This is a genomic window from Nonomuraea sp. NPDC048901, assembly GCF_040649695.1.
Lineage (GTDB): Bacteria > Actinomycetota > Actinomycetes > Streptosporangiales > Streptosporangiaceae > Nonomuraea.
In genome coordinates this window covers 416,251-437,706 of record NZ_JBEZFW010000007.1, presented here as the reverse complement: position 1 = coordinate 437,706, position 21,456 = coordinate 416,251, and the positions used below count along the sequence as shown (strand labels likewise).

Sequence of the window (21,456 nt, the reverse complement as noted above, 5' to 3'; positions counted from 1 at the left end):
GAGGAACGCCCGGTGAACGAGACCACCGCCGCCAGGCCTTCGCCGTTCTCACGCGTGATGAACGTGCTCCAGCGCCTGGGCCGCTCGCTCATGCTGCCCATCGCCGCCCTGCCCGCGGCCGCGCTGCTGCTCCGCTTCGGCCAGCCCGACATGCTCGGCTCCAACGGCGCCGAGCCGGGCGGCCTGGCCGATGTGGCCGGCTTCGGCTGGATGAACCAGGTCGCCGAGGTGCTGGCCGCCGCCGGTGCGGCGCTGTTCGAGAACCTGCCGCTGCTGTTCGCGGTGGGGGTGGCGATCGGGTTCGCCCGCAAGTCCGACGGCTCGACCGCGCTCGCCGCGGTGGTCGGTTACCTGGTGTTCGACCGCGTGACCAAGGTGATGTTCTTCGGCTCGGCGATCAGGGACACGGTCCTGATCAAGGCGGTCCAGCCCCAGGGCATCAAAGAGATCATCAACTACGGCATGCAGAACCCCACCCAGGTGCTCGGCGGCATCATGATCGGTCTGGTCACCGCCGTGCTGTGGCAGCGCTTCCACCGGATCAAGCTGCCGTCCTGGCTGGCCTTCTTCGGCGGGCGCCGGTTCGTACCCATCATCACCTCGATCGTGGCGCTGCTCCTCGGCGTGCTCATCGGCTGGGTGTGGCCGATTCTCGGCGAGTGGATCGGCCACGCGGGCGAGGCTCTGACCACGCTCGGACCGCTGGGCACCGGCATCTACGGCCTGATCAACCGGCTGCTGATCCCGCTCGGCCTGCACCACTTCGTCAACTCGATCGTCTGGTACGTGGTGCCGCAGTGCGAGGTCGGCGGCCAGGTCCTCGGCGGCGACTGGAACTGCTACTTCGGCGGCGCCCCGCACTCCGGCCAGTTCATGGCCGGGTTCTTCCCGATCATGATGTTCGCGCTGCCGGCCGCCGCGCTGGCCATGTGGCGGGCCGCGCCCCCGCACCGGCGGGCGGCCGTGGGCGGCATCATGCTGTCGGCCGGGCTGGCCTCGTTCGTCACCGGGATCACCGAGCCGATCGAGTTCGCGTTCATTTTCGTGGCGCCGGTGCTGCTGGCCGTACACGCTGTGCTGACCGGGCTGGCGATGGCGCTGACCACACTCATCGGCGGGCAACTCGGCTTCGGCTTCTCGGCGGGATTGCTGGACATGCTGCTGAACGCCAGCAAGTCGAACACCCACAACCTGCCGGGCATCCTCCTGCTCGGGGTGATCTATGGGGTGGTCTATTACGTGGTGTTCAGCTTCCTCATCCGCAAACTGAACATCATGACCCCTGGCCGAGAGCCCGAACCAGACGTCGATTCGGGCGAACCACCCTCTTAGCTCCTGGGCGGGCCGTCATAACTGGTGACCCAGTCCGTTGAGCTCGGCCAGTCGCGTTCGGGGCGGTGGGGGTGAATAGCGATGTCCAGCGCCCACAGCTTCGGCGCCGGGCGAACCCTTGCTCGACAGCGCCAGCGAACACACCTCGGGCACCGCGGTGAGGAACGCGCAATCCTCTACGTCGACCACCCGGCTCTCCTGCACCCGTGGACCCGCCTGCATGGCCCGCGCCCGGGAGGGCCGGTCGTCGCTGTACGTGGCATGCTCGACGGGCAATTGCGGCAGGTCCGCGTCGATCCACAGATTCACGCCGTCACCGTCGGCGATGCCGTACAGCGCGCGGAGGTCCGGAGGCAGCACGACGCCGAGACTCTCCTCCACCTCGGCAAGGTCCTCCTCGTATCCGAGGATCTGCGCCATCAGCCGCCGGTAGGAGTGGAAGAGCCGCACCGCCTCGTCCGGATCACCAGCGGGAACCGCGCACTCAGGCGCCCCTTCCTGCTCGTCACCCCGATCGGGCAGGACGGATTTCCTCGATCACATAAAGGGACGGCGGCCGCTACCGAGAGGACTTCGCCATGCCACCGCTACCTAGCAGCCGTCCCCGACATACTGATCATCTCCGCACGTTTGGTGGTATGTCCCCTGGGCGCTTAGCCATTGATTGCCACACAGCGCCGCAGATGGATTACGGACCGCGACACCCGAATCGACATCAGTGGCTCCGACGATAGAGGCCGCCCGAATTCGTTGGAGACAGCCCATAGGCGACTGGCACAGGACCGAAATCCCAGATAGCACCTCTCAGCACCACTCCAACTTCCGGTGATCTTTCTCGCCAATCACCTCGAATCGGTGGGCTGAGCGGGAAAGTTGGTGGGCGATGTATTCGGGGGCCGGGCCGGAAACTCCTTGTACTGTCCCTCTCTCCCTATGACATCGGAGGCCCCATGTCATCCCTTCCGCACGCCGCCATTTCCGACCCGCTCGTGTGGGGACCGCCGGGAGTCGGTCCCGACGAGCGCAAGCTGCGACTGCTCGGGCAGGCACTGGCCGAGGTGCTCTCGGGGCGGCGGCCGCCCGAGAGCGTCGCCGACCGGCTCACCGACCGGGCCTACCGCGACCTCGTCAAGGCGGGGCGGATGATCGAGACGAAACGAGCGCCGTTCGTGGGGAGCCCGCACGTGAAGGAGCCCAAGGACGGCGCGGTCGAGATGTGCCTCCTCGTCCACTGCGGCGAACGCAGCCACGTACTCGCCGTACGGCTTGAGCGGCGCGGCGTCCAATGGCTGTGCACGGACTTCGAAACCGCCTGACAAGACTTCGAAACCGCCTGACAACCGGAAGAAGGCCCCCGCCGACAGGCGAGGGCCTTCTCCCAGAACCGGACCGGTGCGTTATGCCTGGGCGTTCTTGGGATCGCCGTGGCAGCGCTTGTACTTCTTGCCCGAGCCGCAGGGGCAGGGCGCGTTGCGCTCGACGTTGCCGTAGGCGGCGCGCTCGGCCGACGTGCTGCGGACCCGGGTGTGCTCGACCTCGCCCGCCTCACCCGGCGCGGAGTATTCGAGCTCGGCGGGCCGCTCGGGCCCACGCAGGCCGCGCGCGATGATCGAGCGGGTCTCCGCCATCATCGCGTCCTCTTCCTCGACGATCGGGTTCTCCTGAACCTCGACCTCGATGTTGAACAGGAAGCCGACCGAGTCCTCCTTGATGCCCTCGAGCATCGCGGCGAACATCTCGAAGCCCTCGCGCTGGTATTCGATCTGCGGGTCCTTCTGCGCGTAGGCCCGCATGCCGATGCCCTCGCGCAGGTAGTCCATCTCGTAGAGGTGCTCGCGCCACTTGCGGTCCAGGACCGACAGGATGACGCGCCGCTCGAACTCGCGGGTGGCGTCGGCGCCGAGCTCCTCCTCACGCCTGGCGTAGGCCTCCAGCGCGTCCTTCTTGATCTTCGTGCTGATGAACTCGGCGCTGAGCTCCTCGCGGCCGCCGGCCTCCTCGACCACGTTGTCGATGGTGACCGTGACGGGGTAGAGCTCGCCGAACGCCTTCCACAGCTTGTCGAGGTCCCACTCCTCGGCGAAGCCCTCGGCCGTGGCGCCCGCGACGTAGCCGTCGATCACCTCGCCGATGAAGCCCTGCACCTGCTCGTGCAGGTCGGCGCCCTCCAGCACGCGGTGGCGCTCGGCGTAGATCACCTTGCGCTGCCGGTTCATGACCTCGTCGTACTTGAGAACTTCCTTGCGGATCTCGAAGTTCTGCTGCTCGACCTGGTGCTGGGCGGAGGCGATGGCCTTGGAGACGATGCCGGACTCGATCGGCTGCTCGTCGGGGATGTTGAGCCTGGTCATGATCATCTCGACCCTGGCCGAGTTGAACAGGCGCATCAGGTCGTCGCCGAGCGAGAGGTAGAAGCGCGACTCGCCCGGGTCGCCCTGGCGGCCGGAACGACCGCGGAGCTGGTTGTCGATACGGCGCGACTCGTGCCGCTCGGTGCCGAGGACGTAGAGGCCGCCGAGCTCGGTGACCTCGTCGTGCTCGGCCTTGACGGCCGCCTTGGCCTTCTCGAGCGCCTCGGGCCACGCCTTCTCGTATTCTTCTGGCGTTTCGAGCGGGTCGAGGCCGCGCTGGCGCAGCTCAAGGTCGGCGCGGAACTCGGAGTTGCCGCCGAGCATGATGTCGGTGCCTCGACCGGCCATGTTGGTGGCGACGGTGACGGCGCCCTTGCGGCCCGCCTCGGCGACGATCGCGGCCTCACGCGCGTGGTTCTTCGCGTTGAGCACCTCGTGCTGGACGCCGCGGCGCTTGAGCGCCTTGGACAGCCGCTCGGACTTCTCGACCGAGGTGGTGCCGACCAGCACCGGCTGGCCGACGTCGTAGCGCTCCTTGATGTCCTCCACGACCGCGGCGAACTTGGCGTCCTCGGTCTTGTAGACGACGTCGGCCTGGTCCTTGCGGATCATCGGACGGTTCGTCGGGATCGGGACCACGCCGAGCTTGTACGTCTGGTGGAACTCGTTCGCCTCGGTGACGGCGGTGCCGGTCATGCCGGACAGCTTCTTGTAGAGGCGGAAGTAGTTCTGCAGGGTGACCGTGGCGAGAGTCTGGTTCTCGTCCTTGATCTTCACGCCCTCTTTGGCCTCGATGGCCTGGTGCATGCCCTCGTTGTAGCGGCGGCCGTGCAGGATGCGGCCGGTGAACTCGTCGACGATGAGCACCTCACCCTCGGCGACGATGTAGTCCTTGTCCTTCTTGAACAGCTCCTTGGCCTTCAGAGCGTTGTTCAGGAAGCCGACCAGGTGGGTGTGCTCGGCCTTGTAGAGGTTGTCGATGCCCAGCCAGTCCTCGACCTTGGCGACACCGGACTCCAGCACGCCGACCGTGCGCTTCTTCTCGTCGACGATGTAGTCGCCGGTGCTCTCCTCGTCGGGCGACTTGGCCTCGACGCCCCTGCGCAGCCGCGGCACGATCTTGGCGAACTCGGTGTACCACTTACCCGACTGCTCCCCCGGGCCGGAGATGATCAGCGGGGTGCGCGCCTCGTCGATGAGGATGGAGTCGACCTCGTCGACGATCGCGAAGTGGTGGCCGCGCTGCACGCACTCGTCCAGCGACCACGCCATGTTGTCGCGCAGATAGTCGAAGCCGAACTCGTTGTTGGTGCCGTAGGTGATGTCCGCCTCGTACTGCTTGCGCCGCTCTTCCGGGGCCTGCCCGGCCAGGATCATGCCGACCTCGAGACCGAGGAATCGGTAGATGCGGCCCATGTTCTCGGCGCCGACCTTGACCAGGTAGTCGTTGACCGTGATGACGTGGACGCCGTTGCCGGCGAGCGCGTTGAGGTAGGCAGGGAGAGTACAGGTGAGGGTCTTGCCCTCGCCGGTCTTCATCTCCGAGATGTTGCCCATGTGAAGGCTCGCGCCGCCCATGATCTGCACGTCGAAGTGACGCTGACCGAGCACGCGGCGGGCCGCCTCGCGCACGGTCGCGAACGCTTCGGGAAGCAGATCGTCGAGGGTTTCGCCGTCCGCGAGCCGCTGCTTGAATTCGTCCGTCAGAGCGCGCAACTCCGCGTCGGACAGGCTCGTGAAGTCGTCCTCGATGGAGTTGACCTGATCGGCGATCCGCTTGAGCTTGCGCAGGGTCTTGCCTTCGCCGGCACGTAGGATCTTGTCGAGAATGGCTGCCACTTTATGTAAAGCTCCTCGCAGGTCTACCCCGGCGGCGCCGCCAGGAGGAGAGGCTGAGACAAACTTCCCCGTTGCCATCGTAGGCGGTTCAGCAACCAGACACAGCCACCGCGACGACGAGAGCGTCGGGCATGTCTGGGAGAATGGGGTCCAGGCAGAGCGTATGCCGGTAAGCCCGTGGTTTGCACCGTTAGCGGGATATCCGGCAAAGGGAAGGATTTGTGATGGTTGAGGGGCGCAAGTCAGAGCACACGGAGAATCTCGGTAACCATGGCGGCCGCGCGTCCTCATGGCTCGCGGTGACCGTGATGCTGCTCGGCACCGTCGTCGCCGGCTATGGGATGACCGCCGCCAACTGGACGCTCATCTGGATCGGCGCCGGAGTGTTCGTCGTGGGCGGAATCCTCGCCCTCGTCTTCGACATCTTCACCGACGTCGTGATCGACGCGCCCAGGGCGGGACTCCACGCGGAAGACCACCGCTGAGCCTCCGGCGAACCTCGGGGACGCCCGAACCTCCGGCACCCTACCCCTCCAGGCCGCCTGAGCCTCCGACACAGACGCGGAAGGCCGCCGCTCGCGTACGCGCGCTACGCGGCGGACCCCGCTCCCGTGCGCCACGCGTCGCAGGACCCCGCTGACGTACGCGTCCCGGCTCACGTGCGCGTCACGCGGGCGGACGGACCATCGCCCATCCGGGCTTCGCAGCGACCCCTCTCATGCGGGCGTCACACGGCGGGCCTCTCTTATGCGTCTCATGCGGGCGCCACGCGGCGGACCTCTCTCATGCGTCTCATACGGGCGTCACACGGCGGGCCATCGCTCGTCCAGGCGTCACAGCGGACGCCCGCCCATGCCGGGCATCAGGCGGCGGGCCATCGTCTCCTCTTTTCCTCCCGTCGGTTTCTGTCGGTGGCCGCCGCTAGCATCGCGGCATGCATAGCCGTACCAATGTGCTGATATGACGGATCTGACGGCCGACGAGGCGCGGCGGCTGATCCTGCGCGCCCAGGGCCTGCTCGGCGCCGACGCCCGCCGAGGCGGCGTGCACGGCATGCTCCGCAGGCTCGGCGCGATCCAGCTCGACACGATCTCGGTCCTGGCCCGCTCCCACGAGCTCGTCGCCTACGCGCGCCTGGGCGCGGTGGGCAGGCCCAAGGTCGAGCGGGCCTACTGGCACAATCCCGCCCAGAGCTTCGAATACTGGTGCCACGCCGCCTGCATCCTGCCGATCGAGCACTGGCCCCTCTACTCCTTCAGGCGGCGCGCCTACCGCAATCGTCGCTACCGCTGGCACGAGGTGCCCGACCACGTGGACAAGCTGCTGGAGCAGGTACGCGCCTCGGGCCCGCTCACCACCTCCGACGTCGGCGGCGCCAAGAACGGCGGCCCCTGGTGGGACTGGTCCGACTCGAAGATCGGCCTGGAATGGCTGCTGGACATCGGCGAGCTCGTCTGCAGCCGCCGCGTCGGCTGGCGCCGGGTCTATGACCTCTCCGAGCGCGTGGTCCCCGCCGAACTCCAGGCCGAGGACCTTTCCGACGAGGAGTGCATCGTACGGCTGGCGGCCATCGCCGGTGCCTCGCTGGGCGTGGCGACCCGGGGCGACCTGATCGACTTCCTGCGGCTCAAGGGGAGGTTCGCCGCCATCCTCGACGAGACGCTGCTGAGCGGGGCCACGGGGCTGGTGCCCGTACGCGTGACCGGCTGGCCCTCGACCAGGGGGCAGACCAACGCGTGGGCCGATCCGGCGGCTCTGGAGTCGGCGCCGCGCGGGCGGCACCGGACGACGCTGGTGTCGCCGTTCGACTCGCTCATCTGGCATCGCGGCCGGACCGAGCGGGTCTTCGGCTTCAACTACACGCTCGAGCTCTATGTACCCAAGCACAAGCGGGTGCACGGCTACTTCACGATGCCGGTGCTGGCCGGTGGCCGGCTGATCGGCCGAGTGGACCCGGCCCGCGACGGCACCACGCTGGTGGCCAGACAGCTCAGCCTGGAGCCGGGCCTCACCGGCGCCAAGTGGGCCGACGCCCTCAGCGACGCGCTGTGGTCGGCCGCCGAGTGGGTGGGCTGCGACACCGTACGAGTCGAACGCGCCGACCCCGCCCTCATCGCCCACTTGGAGACAGACCCCAGATAGGACCTCGGACCAGACCCCGGGAGTGCTCCAGCCGGACCTCGGGTCGGACACCAGGTGTGCCCGACCCCCAGTCGGACCTCGGGCCGGGCGCACCTCGGGCCGAAAGCCAGGTAGCCCCCGGTCGGACGGACCGGGGGGCGGACCTCGGGTAATCGCCGTCTGAAGCCGGGGCAGGACTGACCGCCACTCCGTCGCCTAATGGGCGGCGAGTGGCGACAAAGCCTCATCGCCTACTTGCGTCCGTTGCCGACGAATCACCGCCACGCCCGCCGATAGGACGGGTAGGTCGTCGGCAGCCACCACGATCACCGCAGGGCATGCGGCAGGACGCGCCACGCTCACCGCAGGTGCAGACGGTCGGCAGCCGCCACACTCGTCGAGGACGCAGGCAATCTGCACCCGCCATGTCCCACCGCAGGGACTGGTGGGCACAGCCGTTACGCCCACCGAGGGGCGCGTAGGTGGCCGATAGCCGTCACGCTCACCGCGGGCGTAGACGCTCGTCACCCGGCACGCCCACCGAGGGGGCGGGCGATCCGTAGCCGCCGCGCCCGCCCGAGGGCGATGTCAGGTGATCTCCAGCATGCGCTCGCGTACCGCGTAGACCACAGCCTCCATGCGCGAGTGGAGCTGCAGCTTGTCGAGGATGTTGCGGACGTGGTTCTTGACCGTGTTCTCGGAGATGAAGAGCTGCTTGGCGATCTCGCGGTTGTTCATCCCCTTGGCCACCAGGCGCAGCACCTCCATCTCCCGCTCGGTCAGCCGCGGCACGGGGAGCTGGGGTGGGCGTTCGCTCTCCTTCTTGCTCATGTTCGCGAACTCGTTGATGAGTTTTGCGGCCATGGCCGGATTGATGAGCGACTGGCCCTCGTGAACTCCGCGCACGGCGGCGGGGACGTCGTTGATCTGCACGTCCTTGAGCAGATAGCCGGTCGCGCCCGCCTTGATGGCCTCGAAGAGGTCTTCTTCCTCGTCGCTGACCGTCAGCATGATGATGCGGGTGCTCGGCACCGAGGCCTTGATGCCTTTGGCCGCCTCGATGCCGTCGCGCCGCGGCATGCGTACGTCCATGAGCACCACGTCGGGCATGAGGCGGTCGGCCAGTTCGACCGCCTCATGCCCGTCGCTCGCCTCACCGACCACCTCGATGTCTGGCTCGGCGGCCAGCGCCAGAGCCAGGCTCCGCCTGATCAGCTCGTGATCGTCCACGATCAGGACGCGGATCGGCTCGCCTCCTGACGGGCGCGCCTCGCCGGACTCCGTCACCAGGCCTCCTCGATCAGCCTGGAGACCGCCATCTCCGCGCTTCGCTCGCTCATGACCTGACTGAGCTCGCTCACGTCTCCTCCTCGTCGGGGGGCCAGAGCCGTTGGACCGCCAATGATGGCATGTCTCACGCGGTCCTAGGGTGGTCGAGAAGATCTTTTAGCGCTGCGTCACGGCTCTACGAGCCGAAGTACGCCATAGTTGTAGCCGCGCCGGTTGTAAACGACACACGGCTGGCCACTCTCCTTGTCACGGAACAGATAGAAGTCGTGGCCGACCAGCTCCATCTCGAGGAGGGCCTGGTCGATGGTCATGGGTTCCGCTTTGTGGTGCTTCTCTCGTACGATGAGCGGCCCGTCGCCGTCCATCTCGATGGGGACGATGTCGTCATACTGCTTGTCGTCGGGGAGCTCTTCTTCTTCGTCGAACTCCGGTACGACCTCGGCCTTGCGCGGTGGCGCCAGGTCGGCGGCTTCGGGCAGCGTCGCGGTGATCTCCGCGACGGAGGGCGGGGCGTGGTTGCCGTGGTGCACCTTGCGCCGGTCGGACAGGCGCCTGAGCCGGCCTTCCAGTTTGTCCAGCGCCATGTCCAGGGCGGCGAATCGATCGTCGGCGGAAGCCTCCGCGCGAATGGCGGGTCCTCGAGAGTGAATGGTCAGCTCGACGCGCTCTCGCTGGCTGGCGATGCGCGGATTGCGCTCCTTCGACACCTCCACATCAACTCGAATGAGCTTGTTGTCCAGACGCTCGATCCTGGCCAGCTTGGTCTCCACCTGGTCTCGGAACCGATCACTCACTCCTGTGTGCCGGCCCTTGACGATGATGTCCATGCAACAGCCCCCCTTCGTCTAACGACTGAGAAAGAGCGCCCGACGACGTGCTTGCCGGGCGGGGTCTTCCGTCTGCCTCTCTGCTGTCACCGTTACCCTCTTCCGACGTTCCGTCACCGGGTTCTCGGGTGGCACCCGCCCGGCCGACCTGGTCTTCGACCCCACATCCGCCTGCTGAGGATTTCGCGGCTCTGATGCCACTACTGCCCTTCTCTCCTGACGGGGGACATCTGGACCCCCGGGAAGGCAGGACTTACCCCTAAGCCGCACCGTGATCGGTCGACAAAGAGTCGCCTTACGTGGACCGTTTTGCCTGCGGCTGGCATCGGCTAGCAGAGCCGGGACTCCCGGCCCTGCGCAACCACGGACCCGAACGGGTGCCATGTCAGAACGCTATCCGCATCGGAGACGAATGTCAGCCTAGGGATCGGTCAAACGATCACTTTCTGTGATTTTCCTCCGATGTGACTCACGTGACGGATGCCCCTTTTTGCGTACGCCGGGCCACATATCCCCCTCCCTCACGGAGGCCTGAGCTGCCCCACCGCTGCCCAGCGGGTAGGCACATGTGACGTCCAAGTGAGAGCAGAAAAATGATCTCTCTTTACTCAGTGTGACCGTAATGGATTGCAAGATCTTCGGCGTGTCGCGGCCACGGTCACCGCCAGCAGGACGTCAACGCCGTGCACCCGGAGTGTCCTGGCGGCTTCGGCCAGTGTGGAGCCCGTGGTCACAATGTCGTCCACGAGTAGCACAGGGGCCGCTGGGCGGGCCTTCGCGGCGGGGGTGACCCGAAGTGAGGCGGCGAGGTTGGCGGCCCGCTGCGTGGCGCTCAGGCCCGCCTGGTCGCCAACCTGACGCGCCTGTCCGAGCGCGGGCCACAGCTCCGCCCGGTGACCGAACGCCGCCAGCTGCCGCACAGCCAGCGCGGCCAGCCTGCCGACCGGGTCGTGACCCCTCGACCGGAGAGCTCGACGGGCGCTGGGCACGGGGACGACCGCCACAGCCACAGGTGTGGCGGGCCGGTCCCCGAGGGGTGTGGCGAGGCGGTTCCCGAGGGGTGTGGCAGGGCGGTCCGCCGCAGCGTGACCGGCGGTGAAGGCCAGGGCGTGGCAGGCGGTGAAGGCCAGGGCCGTCGCCAGGGGATGGGCCAGCGTGGTCTGGCCACGCTCCTTGTAGGCGACGATCGCCTCGCGCACGGCCCCCGTGTAGTCGGCGGCCGACCAGCACTCGGGGAGGCCGTCGGGGGCGGGTCTCGGCATGCGGCGGGCCGGGGCGGGGTCCAGACAGGTCCCGCACAGGCGCGGGCCCTTGGTGCCACAGCCCAGGCAGCTCTGGGGAAGGGCCAGGTCAGCAAGGTCGGCGAGAGCGGCGAACACGAGGACCAGCATGCCCGTCGACCCCGACGATTTCCGCCCACGAACGGCCCCCCGCACGGACGGCCAGTCACCGTCCCCATCAGCCCAAGGACGGCCCCGCCTGAGCGGCGGATCCGTCCCCCCGGAACCCGGTGGTCCAGATGTCCCCTGTCAGGAGAAGGGGCGCCCCTGGCGGGCGGGCAGCTACCGCCCTATCAACCCAGGAATGACCCCCACACGAATGGCGGATCGCCGTCCGGTCAGCACCGGCATGGCGGCCAGTCGCAGCCCGGCCGACTCTGGGGGGAGCTTCCAGCCGACCACGGGAAGCGTCCAGGTGGACCAGGCGGAAGCGTCCGATCAGCCCAGGCGGAAGGGTCCGGTCAGCCCAGGGGGAACAGCGGGGTGTCGGCGTCTGCGGCGATCTTGGAGGTCCAGTTCTGCTTGTCCAGGTTGGACTCCAGGATCTCGTTCTTCTTCTGGGTCCCCGCCAGGATCCGCTCACCCTGCGCGGCCAGCGTCCGCAGTCGCGTGTCCGACGGCAGCTTGGTGATCGTGCCATCGCCCACGTTGATCTCCTTGACCACCGGCCCGGCCTTGCTCTGCGACAGCACCACCAGGTGCTCGCCGTCGCGCCAGGCCAGGTCCCGGATCTTCTCGTCGTCGACCGTGCTCAATGTCTGGAAATTTCCGAGCATGATGGCGGCGCCGCTTCCCGTGATGGCGCCGACCCGGATCTCGTGCTCGCCGATCGTCACCGCCACCCGCACCCCGTCCCTGGCGATCCGCAGCCGCGTGACGTCGAACCCGTCGAGGCTGGGCGCGGCGATGCGTTCAGGCCCGCGCCCGGCGCCCGGATTGCACCGCAGCACGGCGCCGTTCCGGCGGTCGTACGTCCATAGGGTGCCATCCCGATGCCAGGAAGGCGGCGTGAGATCCGCGCTCGCGCCCTGAATCCACTGCTGCCAGCGGCCGTCCGCCGCCGCCGTGGTCACCCAGATGCCGCCCGCGCTCGACTTGGCGGCGATGAGGTCGGCGCCCTGGCCGACGGAGAAGCCGCCGACCGCCACGGCGAAGCCCGAGTACTGGTTGTTCGCCTGGCCGGCGGGTCCGGCCACGGGCCGGCCAGGGCCTTCGGTGGCCATCGCGTAGACGGCGCCCTTGCTGGTGTAGTAGGCGGCGTTCGAGGAGGTGCCCAGCCAGGGGTCGCTGATGTTGGGCGGGATGGTCATGGCCTCTGAGGAGTAGAACGGCTCGCCGTCCAGCTGCACCTCGATGTACCGGCCGTTGGCCACGTTGTTGCTGGTCAGGCTCCATCTGAGCTGGGCCTGGAGTCCCCTGGTGAAGATGCCGCCCGGGTCGATGGGACCGCTGAGGTTGATCACCACGCGGTCGTCCCCGGCCCGTACGGACTCGACCCGCGTGCCGTGCGGGAAGACGTTCTCCACGGCGCCCTGCAGCGCCTTGCTCGGGCCCTTGAGCAGCCGTTCGATGATCGTCTTGGCGAAGCTCTCGGTGGGCTTGAGCCGCAGCCGGACCCGGTCGACGACGAGCATGTCCGAGTTGGCGCCGCCGCTGCCGGGGGTGCCGTTCAGGTAGTAGAGGTTCGTCGGCCGGTACGCGCGGGTGACGTCCGCCTCGGTGAGCAGGAGGCCGCCGACCAGCGACTTGACCCGATAGTCGCCCTGCTGGTCCTTGATCAGCGTGAACGGTTTGTCGACCCCCCCGGAGGTGGGCACGTAGGTGTCGTCGTTCTCGATGCGGGCGACCTGGGTGCCGGAGAGGGTGACGGTGATCTCCTTGTCACCGATCTTCCCCTCCACGTCGTACTTCACCAGGTTGTCGAGGACCGTCACCGGACCGCCGGGCTTCCACGCCTGCCGCGCCTCAGGAGTCAGGTACTTCGCCAGGATCTCCGGGTCGTCGGCGTAAGCGGCCATGGCGGCCTGCAGGCCCGTCACCACCTGCTCCGGCGACCAGCCGGCCTGCGGCGGGATGGCGACCATGCGCTGGAACGGCTTGTTCATCGGGTCGCCGCCATCGGCCTCGCCGACCGGGAACGGACCGCCCACGGGGATCACCGCGCAGGCCGAGCTCCAGAGGAGAGCCGCGACGACGGCGGCGGCAACGCCGAGCCGCCTGATCCGCAACAAAACCGAAGGACTAGTCCTCGTCATAACCAGCCCCGTCCGCCGAGGCGGGCAGCAGTACCGGCGTCATCTGCCCGCGCCACGTACGCCGCATCTCGATCTCCGGTGGCACCAGCGACAGCGGCGACCCCTTCAGGTCGGTCCCGGCCACCCGGGGCAGCGTCAGCCGGAACTGCGAGCCCTCCCCCTGCTGCCCCCACGCCTGCAGCCAGCCGCCGTGCAGGGAGGCGTCCTCACGCGAGATGGCCAGGCCCAGCCCGGTGCCGCCGATGGTCCGCGCCCGTGACGGGTCGGCGCGCCAGAACCGGTCGAACACCATGGTTTCCTCGCCCGCCTTCAGGCCGATCCCGTGATCTCGTACGGCGACCGCCACCGCGTCCCGGTCGGCGCCCACCGTCACCACGACGTCCCTGCCCTCGCCGTGCTCGATGGCGTTGAACAGCAGGTTGCGCAGGATGCGCTCGACCCGCCGGTTGTCGATCTCCGCCATGCACGGCTCGTTGGGCAGCCGCAGCTCGAAGCGGGTGGAGTGGCGCTCGGCCAGCGCCTCGGAGTCGCCGATCGCGCGCAGCACCACGTCACGTACGTCGACCGGGTCGAGGTCGAGCGTGGCGGCGCCGGCGTCGTAGCGGCTGATCTCCAGCAGGTCGGCCAGCATCGACTCGAACCGCTCCAGCTGGGCCTGCATGAGCTCGGCCGAGCGGGCGGCCATCGGGTCGAAGTCCTCGCGGGCGTCGTAGAGCAGGTCGGCGGCCATCCGGACCGTGGTCAGCGGGGTACGCAGCTCGTGGGAGACGTCGGACACGAACTGCCGCTGGACCTGGGACAGCTCCTCCAGCTGGTGGATCTTCAGTGCCAGGTTGACGGCCATCTCGTTGAACGAGGTGGCCAGGCGGGCCAGGTCGTCCTCACCGCGTACCTTGAGCCGCTCGTCGAGCTTGCCCGCCGCCAGGCGCTCGGCCGCCTCGCGGGCCAGCCGGACCGGGCTGACCACCTGCCGGGCGACCAGGTAGGCGATGGCGGCCAGCAGCACCACGAGGCCCAGGCCCACCACGGCGATGGCGAGCCGGACGTTGGACAGCATCCGCTCTTCCTCGCTGATCGGGAAGAAGTGGTAGACCTCGTAGTTCTCGCCGTTGAGGAGGCTGACCACGCCGGCGATGACCAGCGTGGGCGTGGGCTGGCTCTCACCGGTGAACGTGATGGGCGCGGTGAAGCGGTACGGCTTGTCGAAGATGAACTTCCGCTCGTCGCGCCGCAGGGCCTGCTGCAGTGCCAGCGGCACGTCCTCCGGCGTGACGTTGCCCGAGGCGCGCGATCTGCCGGGGTTGGAGGTGTTGAGCACCAGCACCTCGTAGCGCTTCTTGGAGCCGTTCTCGCCGGAGCCGGTGATGGTGTCCATCACCTCGTCGAGCGGGTCGGCGGGCGCGTTGCCGCTCGCGTCGGAGGTCGACTTGGCCTGGTCGTCGGGCTTCTGGCTGAGCGCGTCGGCGATCTGCACGCGGTCGGCGAGCGCCTCGGTGGCCGACGACTGCTGGCGGCTCTCGATGACCGACCGGTTGATCTGGTCGGACAGGAAGACGCCGAGCACGACCACCACGGTCACGGAGATCACCAGCGTGCTGGTGACCACCTGGAGCTGGAGCGAGCGCCGCCATACGCTCCGTGCCCTGCCCGCCGCACGCCGCGTCCGCCGCCGGACCCCGCCGAGAATCTGGCGGAGAGTACGGCGACGGAGTCGTTTCTGGCTAGTCGGGGGCATGGCAGGGTCGGGCGCCGGTCAGGCCGGCCCGGCTTTGTAGCCCACACCACGGACCGTGACCACGATCTCGGGGTGCTCGGGGTCCTTCTCGATCTTCGCCCGGAGCCGCTGGACGTGCACGTTGACCAGGCGCGTGTCGGCCGCGTGCCGGTAGCCCCAGACCTGCTCCAGCAGGACCTCACGGGTGAAGACCTGGCGCGGCTTACGGGCCAGCGCGACGAGCAGGTCGAACTCGAGCGGCGTCAGGTTGATGGTCTCCTCGCCGCGCTTGACCGAGTGGCCGGCCACGTCGATGGTGATGTCGCCGATCTGCAGGATCTCCGGAGTGGGCTCGTCGGTACGGCGCAGCCGCGCCCGCACCCTGGCCACGAGCTCCTTCGGCTTGAACGGCTTGACGATGTAGTCGTCGGCCCCCGACTCCAGACCGAGCACGACGTCGATCGTGTCGCTCTTGGCGGTGAGCATGACGATGGGCACCCCCGACTCCGCCCGGATCCTGCGCGCCACGTCGATGCCGTCGGCCCCCGGCAGCATCAGGTCGAGCAACACCAGGTCCGGGCGCGTGTCCCGGAAAGCGTCGAGGGCTTTGTCCCCGTCTGAGACAAAGGATGGCTCGAAGCCTTCGCCGCGCAACACGATGCCCAGCATCTCGGCGAGAGCGGCGTCGTCATCGACGACCAGCACGCGACCTTTCATGGCCCCTCATTCGTTCTACGCATTCTGGGACATACCCGCACGATCGCTGAAGGTTACCCTTAGTTGGCCCATGCGTGGGACATGAGACCCGCAAAAGACGAGTTTTAGACTTGCATCCGCGACCGCAATCTCAGTCTGCGGTAACGGAACGACTTTCGGCCATCCTTCGATGAGATCCTTGCGCCGGAACGCCCTGGAATGCGGGCGAGTTGCGCCGGCGAATCGTACGCACGACACCAATGCCCCGCCCACCATGCCAGGATTGGGATATGTCAGACGGTCACGGTCCCTCGCCCGAGACGCCACCAGGCTGGGCTCCAGAACAGCCCCCTCCCTACGGCGCCCCGCAGACCTCGCCGTGGACCGCCCCCGGCTTCGAGCACCAACAGCCGCAGCAACCGCCACCCGGCTCCGGTCCGCAACCGCCCTATCAGCAGCCGCCGCCCGGCTACGGCTACATGCCGCACCCGCCCGCACTGCGCCCGGGGATCATACCCCTACGGCCGCTGGGGCTGGGCGACATCCTCGACGGAACGATCAAACTCATCCGGTCCAACCCCAAGGCCGTGCTGGGCCTCTCGGCGGTCGCCGCCCTGCTCGGGGCCGTCCCGATCGCGATCGGGCAGGTGTTCGCCTTCGACACCATGCGCGGCGTGCTGAACGATCCGTCCTCGGCGGAGCAGGCGGACGTGACCGGCCTGTACGGCGGGTTCATCGCCCAGTACGGCGGCGCGCTCGTCTCCTACGCGGTCAGCTTCGTCGTGGTGACACTGCTGACCGGCGTGCTGATGCGGATACTCGGCCGCGCCGTGTTCGGCGGCAAGATCTCCGCCGGAGAGGCGTGGCAGCTGACCAAGAGCCGCGTCCCGGCGCTGTTCGGCGTGGTGGGGCTGATGGCCGTCATCATGCTGGTCCCGCTGGTCGTCATCGCGCTGATCATCGTCGCGGTCATCGCGACCGGCGCGGGCGACGACTCGCCCGCCGCGGCGGGCGGCGTGCTCGTGATCACCGGGCTGCTGCTCATCCTGTACCTCGCCTACGTGCTGTACTTCCGGACCCGCTTCGCGCTCGCGGCGCCGGCCGTGGTGCTGGAGGGAAGGGGCCCCATCGATGCCCTGCGGCGCTCCTGGAACCTCGTGACCGGCGACTTCTGGCGGGTGCTCGGCATCCTGCTGCTCACCTCGCTGCTGGTCGGGCTCGTCGCGGGCATCCTGGAGGTGCCCTTCACCATCGCCGGCACCCTCTTCGGCCTGCTCGGCGAGTCGGCGGGCGCCACCGTGCTGTCCACGGTGCTGATCACCATCGGCGGCACGCTCGGCGCGATGATCACCTATCCGTTCGAGGCGGGCGTCTCGGGCCTGCTCTACGCCGACCGGCGGATGCGCAGCGAGGCGTTCGACCTGGTGCTGCAGACGGCGGCGATCGAGCAGCAGCGTCAGGGCTGGGTGCACGCCTCGGCCGACGAGCTCTGGCACCCGTCCAACTCCGCCAGGCCGTGACGCCGATCGACAGGGGGGAGGCCGCGCGCAGGGCTGCGGATGAGCTCCTCAAGCCCGGATACGAGAAGGAATCACTGCTGGACCAGGCGTACCGGCGCTTCACCCAGTTCGTCGGCGATCTCATGGACGCGGCCACGGGCGGCGGCACGACCGGCGGCATCATCTCCGCCGTCGTGATCGTACTGATCATCGGCGGGGTCATCGCGCTGGTCGTATGGCAGCTCCGCAAGACCTCGCGGGCGAACGCGACGGCGGCGGACGGCCTGTTCGGCGAGCGGAGGATGACCGCCGCCGAGCACCGCCAGGCGGCCGAACGGCTGGCCACCCAGGGCCGCTGGACCGAGGCGATCCAGGAACGGCTGCGCGCCATCGCCCGCGACCTGGAGGAGCGGGCCCTGGTCGACGGGCTGCCCGGACGCACGGCCGACGAACTGGCCGCCGAGGCGGGCCAGGCGCTGCCCGCCTTCGCCGCGGAACTGACGGCCGCCGCCCGCTCGTTCGACGACGTGACCTACGGCGACGTGCCGGGCACCCGGGAGGCGTACACCGCCATGAGCGAGCTCGACGAGCGGCTCCGCCAGGCCAGACCGGTCCCGCTGGCCGGGAGGACCCCATGAGCGTCAGGCCGGTCCCGCCGACCGGGAGGACCCCATGAGCGCCAGACCGGTCCCGCCGACTGGGGGAACCTCATGAGCCTCGACATGCGCCCCCAGGAGACCGGCGAGTCCTACTCCACCGCCCCGACCGTGCGCTCGACCTGGCGGGCGAGCCGGATGATCGTCCTGCTCGGCGCGCTCATCGTGCTCGCCGCGGTCCTCAGCGTGCTACTCAAACCGGACTCCCGCCCGGCCCGCCACCTGGATCCCGCCGACTCCTCGCTGTCCGGCTCGATGGCGCTGGCCGCGCTGCTGCGCGACCGCGGTGTCACCGTCGACCGGGTCGACTCGTCGGGGGCGGCCGCCGCGAAGGCGAACGGTGCCGCGCCGGGCGACCGGCTGCTGCTGATCACCGACGCGACCTACGCCAACACCCGCGAGCTGGCCGCGATCCAGGGCGACCGGGTGATCGTCGGCAACGTCTTCGACCTCGACGAGCTGGCCCCCGGCGTACGGCCGGAGCGGGGCGGCGCCCGCGAGCGCTCCCGCGAGCCGGAGTGCTCATTGCCCGCCGCCAAGGCCGCGGGCAGCGCGTTCATCGGCGGCAGCGCGTTCGCCGGACCGTCCGGCGCCATCGGCTGCTACCCGGCGGGCGACGGATCGACGCTGGTCAGCTACCCCAACGCGGGCGGCACCACGACGGTCCTGGGCAGCGGCGAGTTCATGACCAACCAGCGCCTGGCCGAGGACGGCAACGCCGCGCTCGCCCTCAACCTGCTGGGCTCGGCCAAGGCCGTGACCTGGCTGGTGGCGCCCGAGACGCCGCCGGTGGGCGAGCTGCCCGGCGAGGCCGGTCAGTCCATCTACGAACTGATGCCCGCGGGCATCCCCTGGGCCGTGCTGATGTCGGTCATCACGGTGGCGCTGGTGGCGTTCTGGCGGGGCCGGCGGCTGGGGCCGGTCGTGACCGAGCGGTTGCCCGTCGTCGTGCGGGCCGCGGAGACGGTCGAGGGACGCGGGCGGCTCTACCGGGCCAGACGGGCCAGGGGCAGGGCGGCCGACTCGCTCAGGGCCGGCACGATCGACCGGCTCACGCCCCGGCTCGGCCTCGGCTCCGGCTCGGGGCGGCACGAGCTGGTGGCCGCCATCGCCGTACGGACCGGCCAGGACCCGCAGGAGATCGGCGCCGCGTTGTACGGCCCGCCCCCCGCCGACGACGCCGGGCTCGTCGGCCTGGCACGCTACTTGGACGTCATCGAGAGGACCGTCAGTGAACATTGAGGAGACCGCCCACGTGCCCGGCGGTGACGCGGCCAGGGACGCGCTCAGCGCGCTGCGCGCCGAGGTGTCCAAGGCCGTGGTGGGCCAGGACGCCGTGGTGACCGGGCTGGTCATCGCGTTGCTGTGCAGGGGGCACGTGCTGCTCGAAGGCGTGCCGGGCGTGGCCAAGACGCTCATGGTCCGCACTCTGTCCGCCGCGCTCTCGCTGGACTTCAAGCGGGTGCAGTTCACGCCCGACCTGATGCCGGGCGACGTGACCGGCTCGTTGATCTACGACGCGAAGACGGCGCGGTTCGAGTTCCGCGAGGGGCCGGTGTTCACCAACCTGCTGCTGGCCGACGAGATCAACCGCACCCCGCCGAAGACCCAGGCCGCGCTGCTGGAGGCGATGGAGGAGCGGCAGGTCAGCGTGGAGGGCGACGCGCGCAAGCTGCCCGACCCGTTCGTGGTGTGCGCGACGCAGAACCCGATCGAGTACGAGGGCACCTACCAGCTGCCGGAGGCGCAACTCGACCGGTTCCAGCTCAAGCTGACCGTGCCGCTGCCACCGCGCGACCAGGAGATCATGGTCCTCGAACGGCACGCGCGCGGCTTCGACCCGCGCGACCTGTCCGAGATCAAGCCCGTCGCCACCGCCCAGGACCTCGAAGCGGGCCGCGAGGCGGTGTCGAAGGTGCACGTGGCGCCCGAGGTGCTCGGCTATATCGTGGACGTCTCCCGGGCCACCAGGAACTCTCCGTCGCTCCAGCTCGGCGTCTCACCGCGTGGCGCGACCGCGCTCCTGGCCGCCTCTCGGGCATGGGCGTGGCTGTCGGGCCGCGCCTACGTCACGCCCGACGACGTCAAGGCGCTGGCCAGGCCCGCCCTGCGGCACCGGATCCAGTTGCGGCCCGAGGCCGAGCTGGAGGGCGCGACCTCCGACGGCCTGCTCGACGGCATCCTGGCCTCGGTCCCGGTCCCGCGCTGATGGCTCTGACGGGACGCGCCGGGCTGGTGGCGGCGATCGGCATCGTGGTCGTGCTGCTGGCGCCCGATCCGGGACCCGCGGTCGCGGGCGTCTGCCTGCTGCTGGCCGCCGCGATCATCGTGGACCTGGTGTTCGCGGGCGCGGTCCGCCCGCTGCGCTTCCACCGCTCGGGCGACCGGCTGGTCCGGCTCGGCGGCCAGGCGACGGTCGAGCTGGTGGTGGAGAACCCGGGCGGCAGGCGCGTACGCGGTCTGCTGAGGGACGCCTGGCCACCCTCCGCGGGCGCCTCACCGCGCTCCCAGCGGCTCGACGTGCCCGCCGGAGAGCGCCGCAAGCTCGTCGTCACGCTCACCCCGACCAGGCGCGGCGACCGCGAGTCCGTGGCGCTCACCGTGCGCTCGCTCGGGCCGCTCGGCCTGGCCGCCCGTCAGGGCACCCACCGGGCGCCGTGGTCGGTGCGCGTGCTGCCGCCGTTCCTGTCGCGCAAGCACCTGCCCTCCCGGCTGGCCAGGTTGCGTGAGCTCGACGGCCAGCACCCGGCCCTGGTACGCGGGCAGGGCACCGAGTTCGACTCGCTGCGCGAGTACGTGGTGGGCGACGACGTACGCTCGATCGACTGGCGGGCCACCGCGCGCCGCCACGACGTGGTCGTGCGCACCTGGCGTCCGGAACGCGACCGGCGGGTGCTGATCGTGCTCGACACCGGCCGCACCTCCGCCGGCCGGGTGGGCGACGCCCCGACGCCGATGGCCGGTGCTCAAGCCGGCGCCGGTGGGCTGCTGGTCAAGCCGGATCCCCGGCCGGTGCCGGGCTGGCCCCGGCTCGACTGGTCGATGGACGCCGCGCTGCTGCTGGCCGCGCTCGCCGCCAAGGCGGGCGACCAGGTGGACTTCCTCGCCTACGACCGGGCCGTACGCGCCTGGGTGGCCGGCGCCTCGCGCACCGAGCTGCTGTCCTCGCTGGTCAACGCGATGGCGCCGATCGAGGCGGAGCTGATCGAGGCCGACTCGCAGGGCATGGTCGCGGCGGTCCTGTCCCGGGCCAAGCGGCGCTGCCTGGTCGTGCTGCTCACCGACCTCAACTCGGCCGCGCTCGAAGAGGGGCTGATGCCGGTGCTGCCGCAGCTGTCCGCGCGCCACCTGGTGCTGGTCGCGGGCGTCTCCGATCCGCGCGTGGCGGCGATGGCGGCCCAGAAGGACACGGCCGAGCAGGTGTACGACGCCGCGGCGGCCGAGCACACACAGCTGGGGCGGCGGCGCATCACCGCCCGGCTGCGCCGCCACGGCGTCGAGGTGGTGGACGCGCCCCCGGAGGACATCGCCCCGGCCCTCGCGGACGCGTACCTGGCGCTGAAGGCCGCCGGCCGCCTGTAGCCGGCCTGTGGTCG

General features: G+C 69.5%; 17 protein-coding genes. 9 read left to right on the top strand and 8 right to left on the bottom strand.

What is annotated here, in order from left to right; all coding sequences use genetic code 11:
• Window positions 1–12: 12 nt before the first annotated feature.
• Window positions 13–1,332: a PTS transporter subunit EIIC gene (locus tag AB0C30_RS26640; protein ID WP_357949117.1), complete on the top strand. Its 1,320-nt coding sequence runs from the start codon at window positions 13–15 to the stop codon at window positions 1,330–1,332.
• Window positions 1,333–1,347: 15 nt separating this feature from the next.
• On the opposite strand, the gene AB0C30_RS26635 is transcribed toward AB0C30_RS26640, so the two are convergent.
• Window positions 1,348–1,782 (bottom strand): SMI1/KNR4 family protein, encoded by a 435-nt coding sequence (locus tag AB0C30_RS26635; RefSeq protein WP_357949113.1) that lies wholly within the window; start codon window positions 1,780–1,782, stop codon window positions 1,348–1,350.
• Window positions 1,783–2,282: 500 nt separating this feature from the next.
• On the opposite strand from AB0C30_RS26635, the gene AB0C30_RS26630 reads away from it, so the two are divergent.
• Entirely contained in the window at window positions 2,283–2,648 is a 366-nt protein-coding gene (locus AB0C30_RS26630) for an Rv3235 family protein (RefSeq protein ID WP_357949110.1), read from the top strand.
• A gap of 81 nt (window positions 2,649–2,729) precedes the next feature.
• Here the strand turns inward: AB0C30_RS26630 and secA are convergent, their stop codons facing one another.
• The gene (gene secA / locus AB0C30_RS26625; RefSeq protein WP_357949107.1) at window positions 2,730–5,522 is read right to left on the bottom strand and encodes a preprotein translocase subunit SecA; all 2,793 of its coding nucleotides are present in this window, start codon (window positions 5,520–5,522) and stop codon (window positions 2,730–2,732) included.
• Window positions 5,523–5,746: 224 nt separating this feature from the next.
• Between secA and AB0C30_RS26620 the strand changes: the two genes are divergently transcribed.
• Together AB0C30_RS26620 and AB0C30_RS26615 are read left to right on the top strand one after the other, a co-directional pair.
• Entirely contained in the window at window positions 5,747–6,007 is a 261-nt protein-coding gene (locus AB0C30_RS26620; RefSeq protein WP_357647849.1) for an HGxxPAAW family protein, read from the top strand.
• Between the two features lie 475 nt (window positions 6,008–6,482).
• The gene (locus AB0C30_RS26615) at window positions 6,483–7,664 is read left to right on the top strand and encodes a crosslink repair DNA glycosylase YcaQ family protein (RefSeq protein ID WP_357949105.1); all 1,182 of its coding nucleotides are present in this window, start codon (window positions 6,483–6,485) and stop codon (window positions 7,662–7,664) included.
• A gap of 567 nt (window positions 7,665–8,231) precedes the next feature.
• On the opposite strand, the gene AB0C30_RS26610 is transcribed toward AB0C30_RS26615, so the two are convergent.
• From AB0C30_RS26610 to mtrA, 6 genes are all read right to left on the bottom strand, one after another.
• Window positions 8,232–8,930, bottom strand: coding sequence for a response regulator transcription factor (locus tag AB0C30_RS26610; protein ID WP_357647853.1), 699 nt, complete (start codon window positions 8,928–8,930; stop codon window positions 8,232–8,234).
• Window positions 8,931–9,100: 170 nt separating this feature from the next.
• Window positions 9,101–9,760, bottom strand: coding sequence for a ribosome-associated translation inhibitor RaiA (raiA, locus tag AB0C30_RS26605; RefSeq protein WP_357949102.1), 660 nt, complete (start codon window positions 9,758–9,760; stop codon window positions 9,101–9,103).
• A 608-nt stretch (window positions 9,761–10,368) separates the two neighbouring features.
• Entirely contained in the window at window positions 10,369–11,151 is a 783-nt protein-coding gene (locus AB0C30_RS26600) for a phosphoribosyltransferase family protein (protein ID WP_357949099.1), read from the bottom strand.
• A gap of 350 nt (window positions 11,152–11,501) precedes the next feature.
• On the bottom strand, window positions 11,502–13,271 hold the full coding sequence (locus AB0C30_RS26595; protein ID WP_357949097.1) for an LpqB family beta-propeller domain-containing protein: 1,770 nt from the start codon (window positions 13,269–13,271) through the stop codon (window positions 11,502–11,504).
• Window positions 13,272–13,281: 10 nt separating this feature from the next.
• Window positions 13,282–15,030: an MtrAB system histidine kinase MtrB gene (mtrB, locus tag AB0C30_RS26590; RefSeq protein ID WP_357949094.1), complete on the bottom strand. Its 1,749-nt coding sequence runs from the start codon at window positions 15,028–15,030 to the stop codon at window positions 13,282–13,284.
• Between the two features lie 18 nt (window positions 15,031–15,048).
• Window positions 15,049–15,726 (bottom strand): MtrAB system response regulator MtrA, encoded by a 678-nt coding sequence (mtrA, locus tag AB0C30_RS26585; protein ID WP_043620615.1) that lies wholly within the window; start codon window positions 15,724–15,726, stop codon window positions 15,049–15,051.
• Between the two features lie 269 nt (window positions 15,727–15,995).
• On the opposite strand from mtrA, the gene AB0C30_RS26580 reads away from it, so the two are divergent.
• The 5 genes from AB0C30_RS26580 (at window position 15,996) to AB0C30_RS26560 (ending at window position 21,442) form a co-directional block, all read left to right on the top strand.
• Window positions 15,996–17,225 carry a glycerophosphoryl diester phosphodiesterase membrane domain-containing protein gene (locus tag AB0C30_RS26580; RefSeq protein WP_357949091.1) on the top strand — a complete coding sequence of 410 codons (1,230 nt, stop codon included), beginning with the start codon at window positions 15,996–15,998 and terminating at the stop codon, window positions 17,223–17,225.
• On the top strand, window positions 17,222–17,842 hold the full coding sequence (locus AB0C30_RS26575) for a DUF4129 domain-containing protein (RefSeq protein ID WP_357949088.1): 621 nt from the start codon (window positions 17,222–17,224) through the stop codon (window positions 17,840–17,842). Before AB0C30_RS26580 ends, AB0C30_RS26575 begins: the two co-directional genes overlap by 4 nt.
• Window positions 17,843–17,914: 72 nt before the next feature.
• The gene (locus tag AB0C30_RS26570; protein ID WP_357949085.1) at window positions 17,915–19,102 is read left to right on the top strand and encodes a DUF4350 domain-containing protein; all 1,188 of its coding nucleotides are present in this window, start codon (window positions 17,915–17,917) and stop codon (window positions 19,100–19,102) included.
• Window positions 19,092–20,069, top strand: coding sequence for a MoxR family ATPase (locus AB0C30_RS26565; protein ID WP_357949082.1), 978 nt, complete (start codon window positions 19,092–19,094; stop codon window positions 20,067–20,069). The genes AB0C30_RS26570 and AB0C30_RS26565 overlap by 11 nt, the downstream gene beginning before the upstream one ends.
• Window positions 20,069–21,442: a DUF58 domain-containing protein gene (locus AB0C30_RS26560; RefSeq protein ID WP_357949079.1), complete on the top strand. Its 1,374-nt coding sequence runs from the start codon at window positions 20,069–20,071 to the stop codon at window positions 21,440–21,442. The genes AB0C30_RS26565 and AB0C30_RS26560 overlap by 1 nt, the downstream gene beginning before the upstream one ends.
• Window positions 21,443–21,456 lie beyond the last annotated feature (14 nt).

Bases quoted from the DNA above. Each gene is read 5' to 3' on its own strand.
- AB0C30_RS26560 (WP_357949079.1), top strand. From the start codon at position 20,069: ATGGCTCTGACGGGACGCGCCGGGCTGGTGGCGGCGATCGGCATCGTG.
- AB0C30_RS26580 (WP_357949091.1), top strand. From the start codon at position 15,996: ATGTCAGACGGTCACGGTCCCTCGCCCGAGACGCCACCAGGCTGGGCT.
- AB0C30_RS26570 (WP_357949085.1), top strand. From the start codon at position 17,915: ATGAGCCTCGACATGCGCCCCCAGGAGACCGGCGAGTCCTACTCCACC.
- mtrB (WP_357949094.1), bottom strand. From the start codon at position 15,030: ATGCCCCCGACTAGCCAGAAACGACTCCGTCGCCGTACTCTCCGCCAG.
- AB0C30_RS26615 (WP_357949105.1), top strand. From the start codon at position 6,483: ATGACGGATCTGACGGCCGACGAGGCGCGGCGGCTGATCCTGCGCGCC.
- AB0C30_RS26620 (WP_357647849.1), top strand. From the start codon at position 5,747: ATGGTTGAGGGGCGCAAGTCAGAGCACACGGAGAATCTCGGTAACCAT.
- AB0C30_RS26630 (WP_357949110.1), top strand. From the start codon at position 2,283: ATGTCATCCCTTCCGCACGCCGCCATTTCCGACCCGCTCGTGTGGGGA.
- mtrA (WP_043620615.1), bottom strand. From the start codon at position 15,726: ATGAAAGGTCGCGTGCTGGTCGTCGATGACGACGCCGCTCTCGCCGAG.
- AB0C30_RS26600 (WP_357949099.1), bottom strand. From the start codon at position 11,151: ATGCTGGTCCTCGTGTTCGCCGCTCTCGCCGACCTTGCTGACCTGGCC.
- raiA (WP_357949102.1), bottom strand. From the start codon at position 9,760: ATGGACATCATCGTCAAGGGCCGGCACACAGGAGTGAGTGATCGGTTC.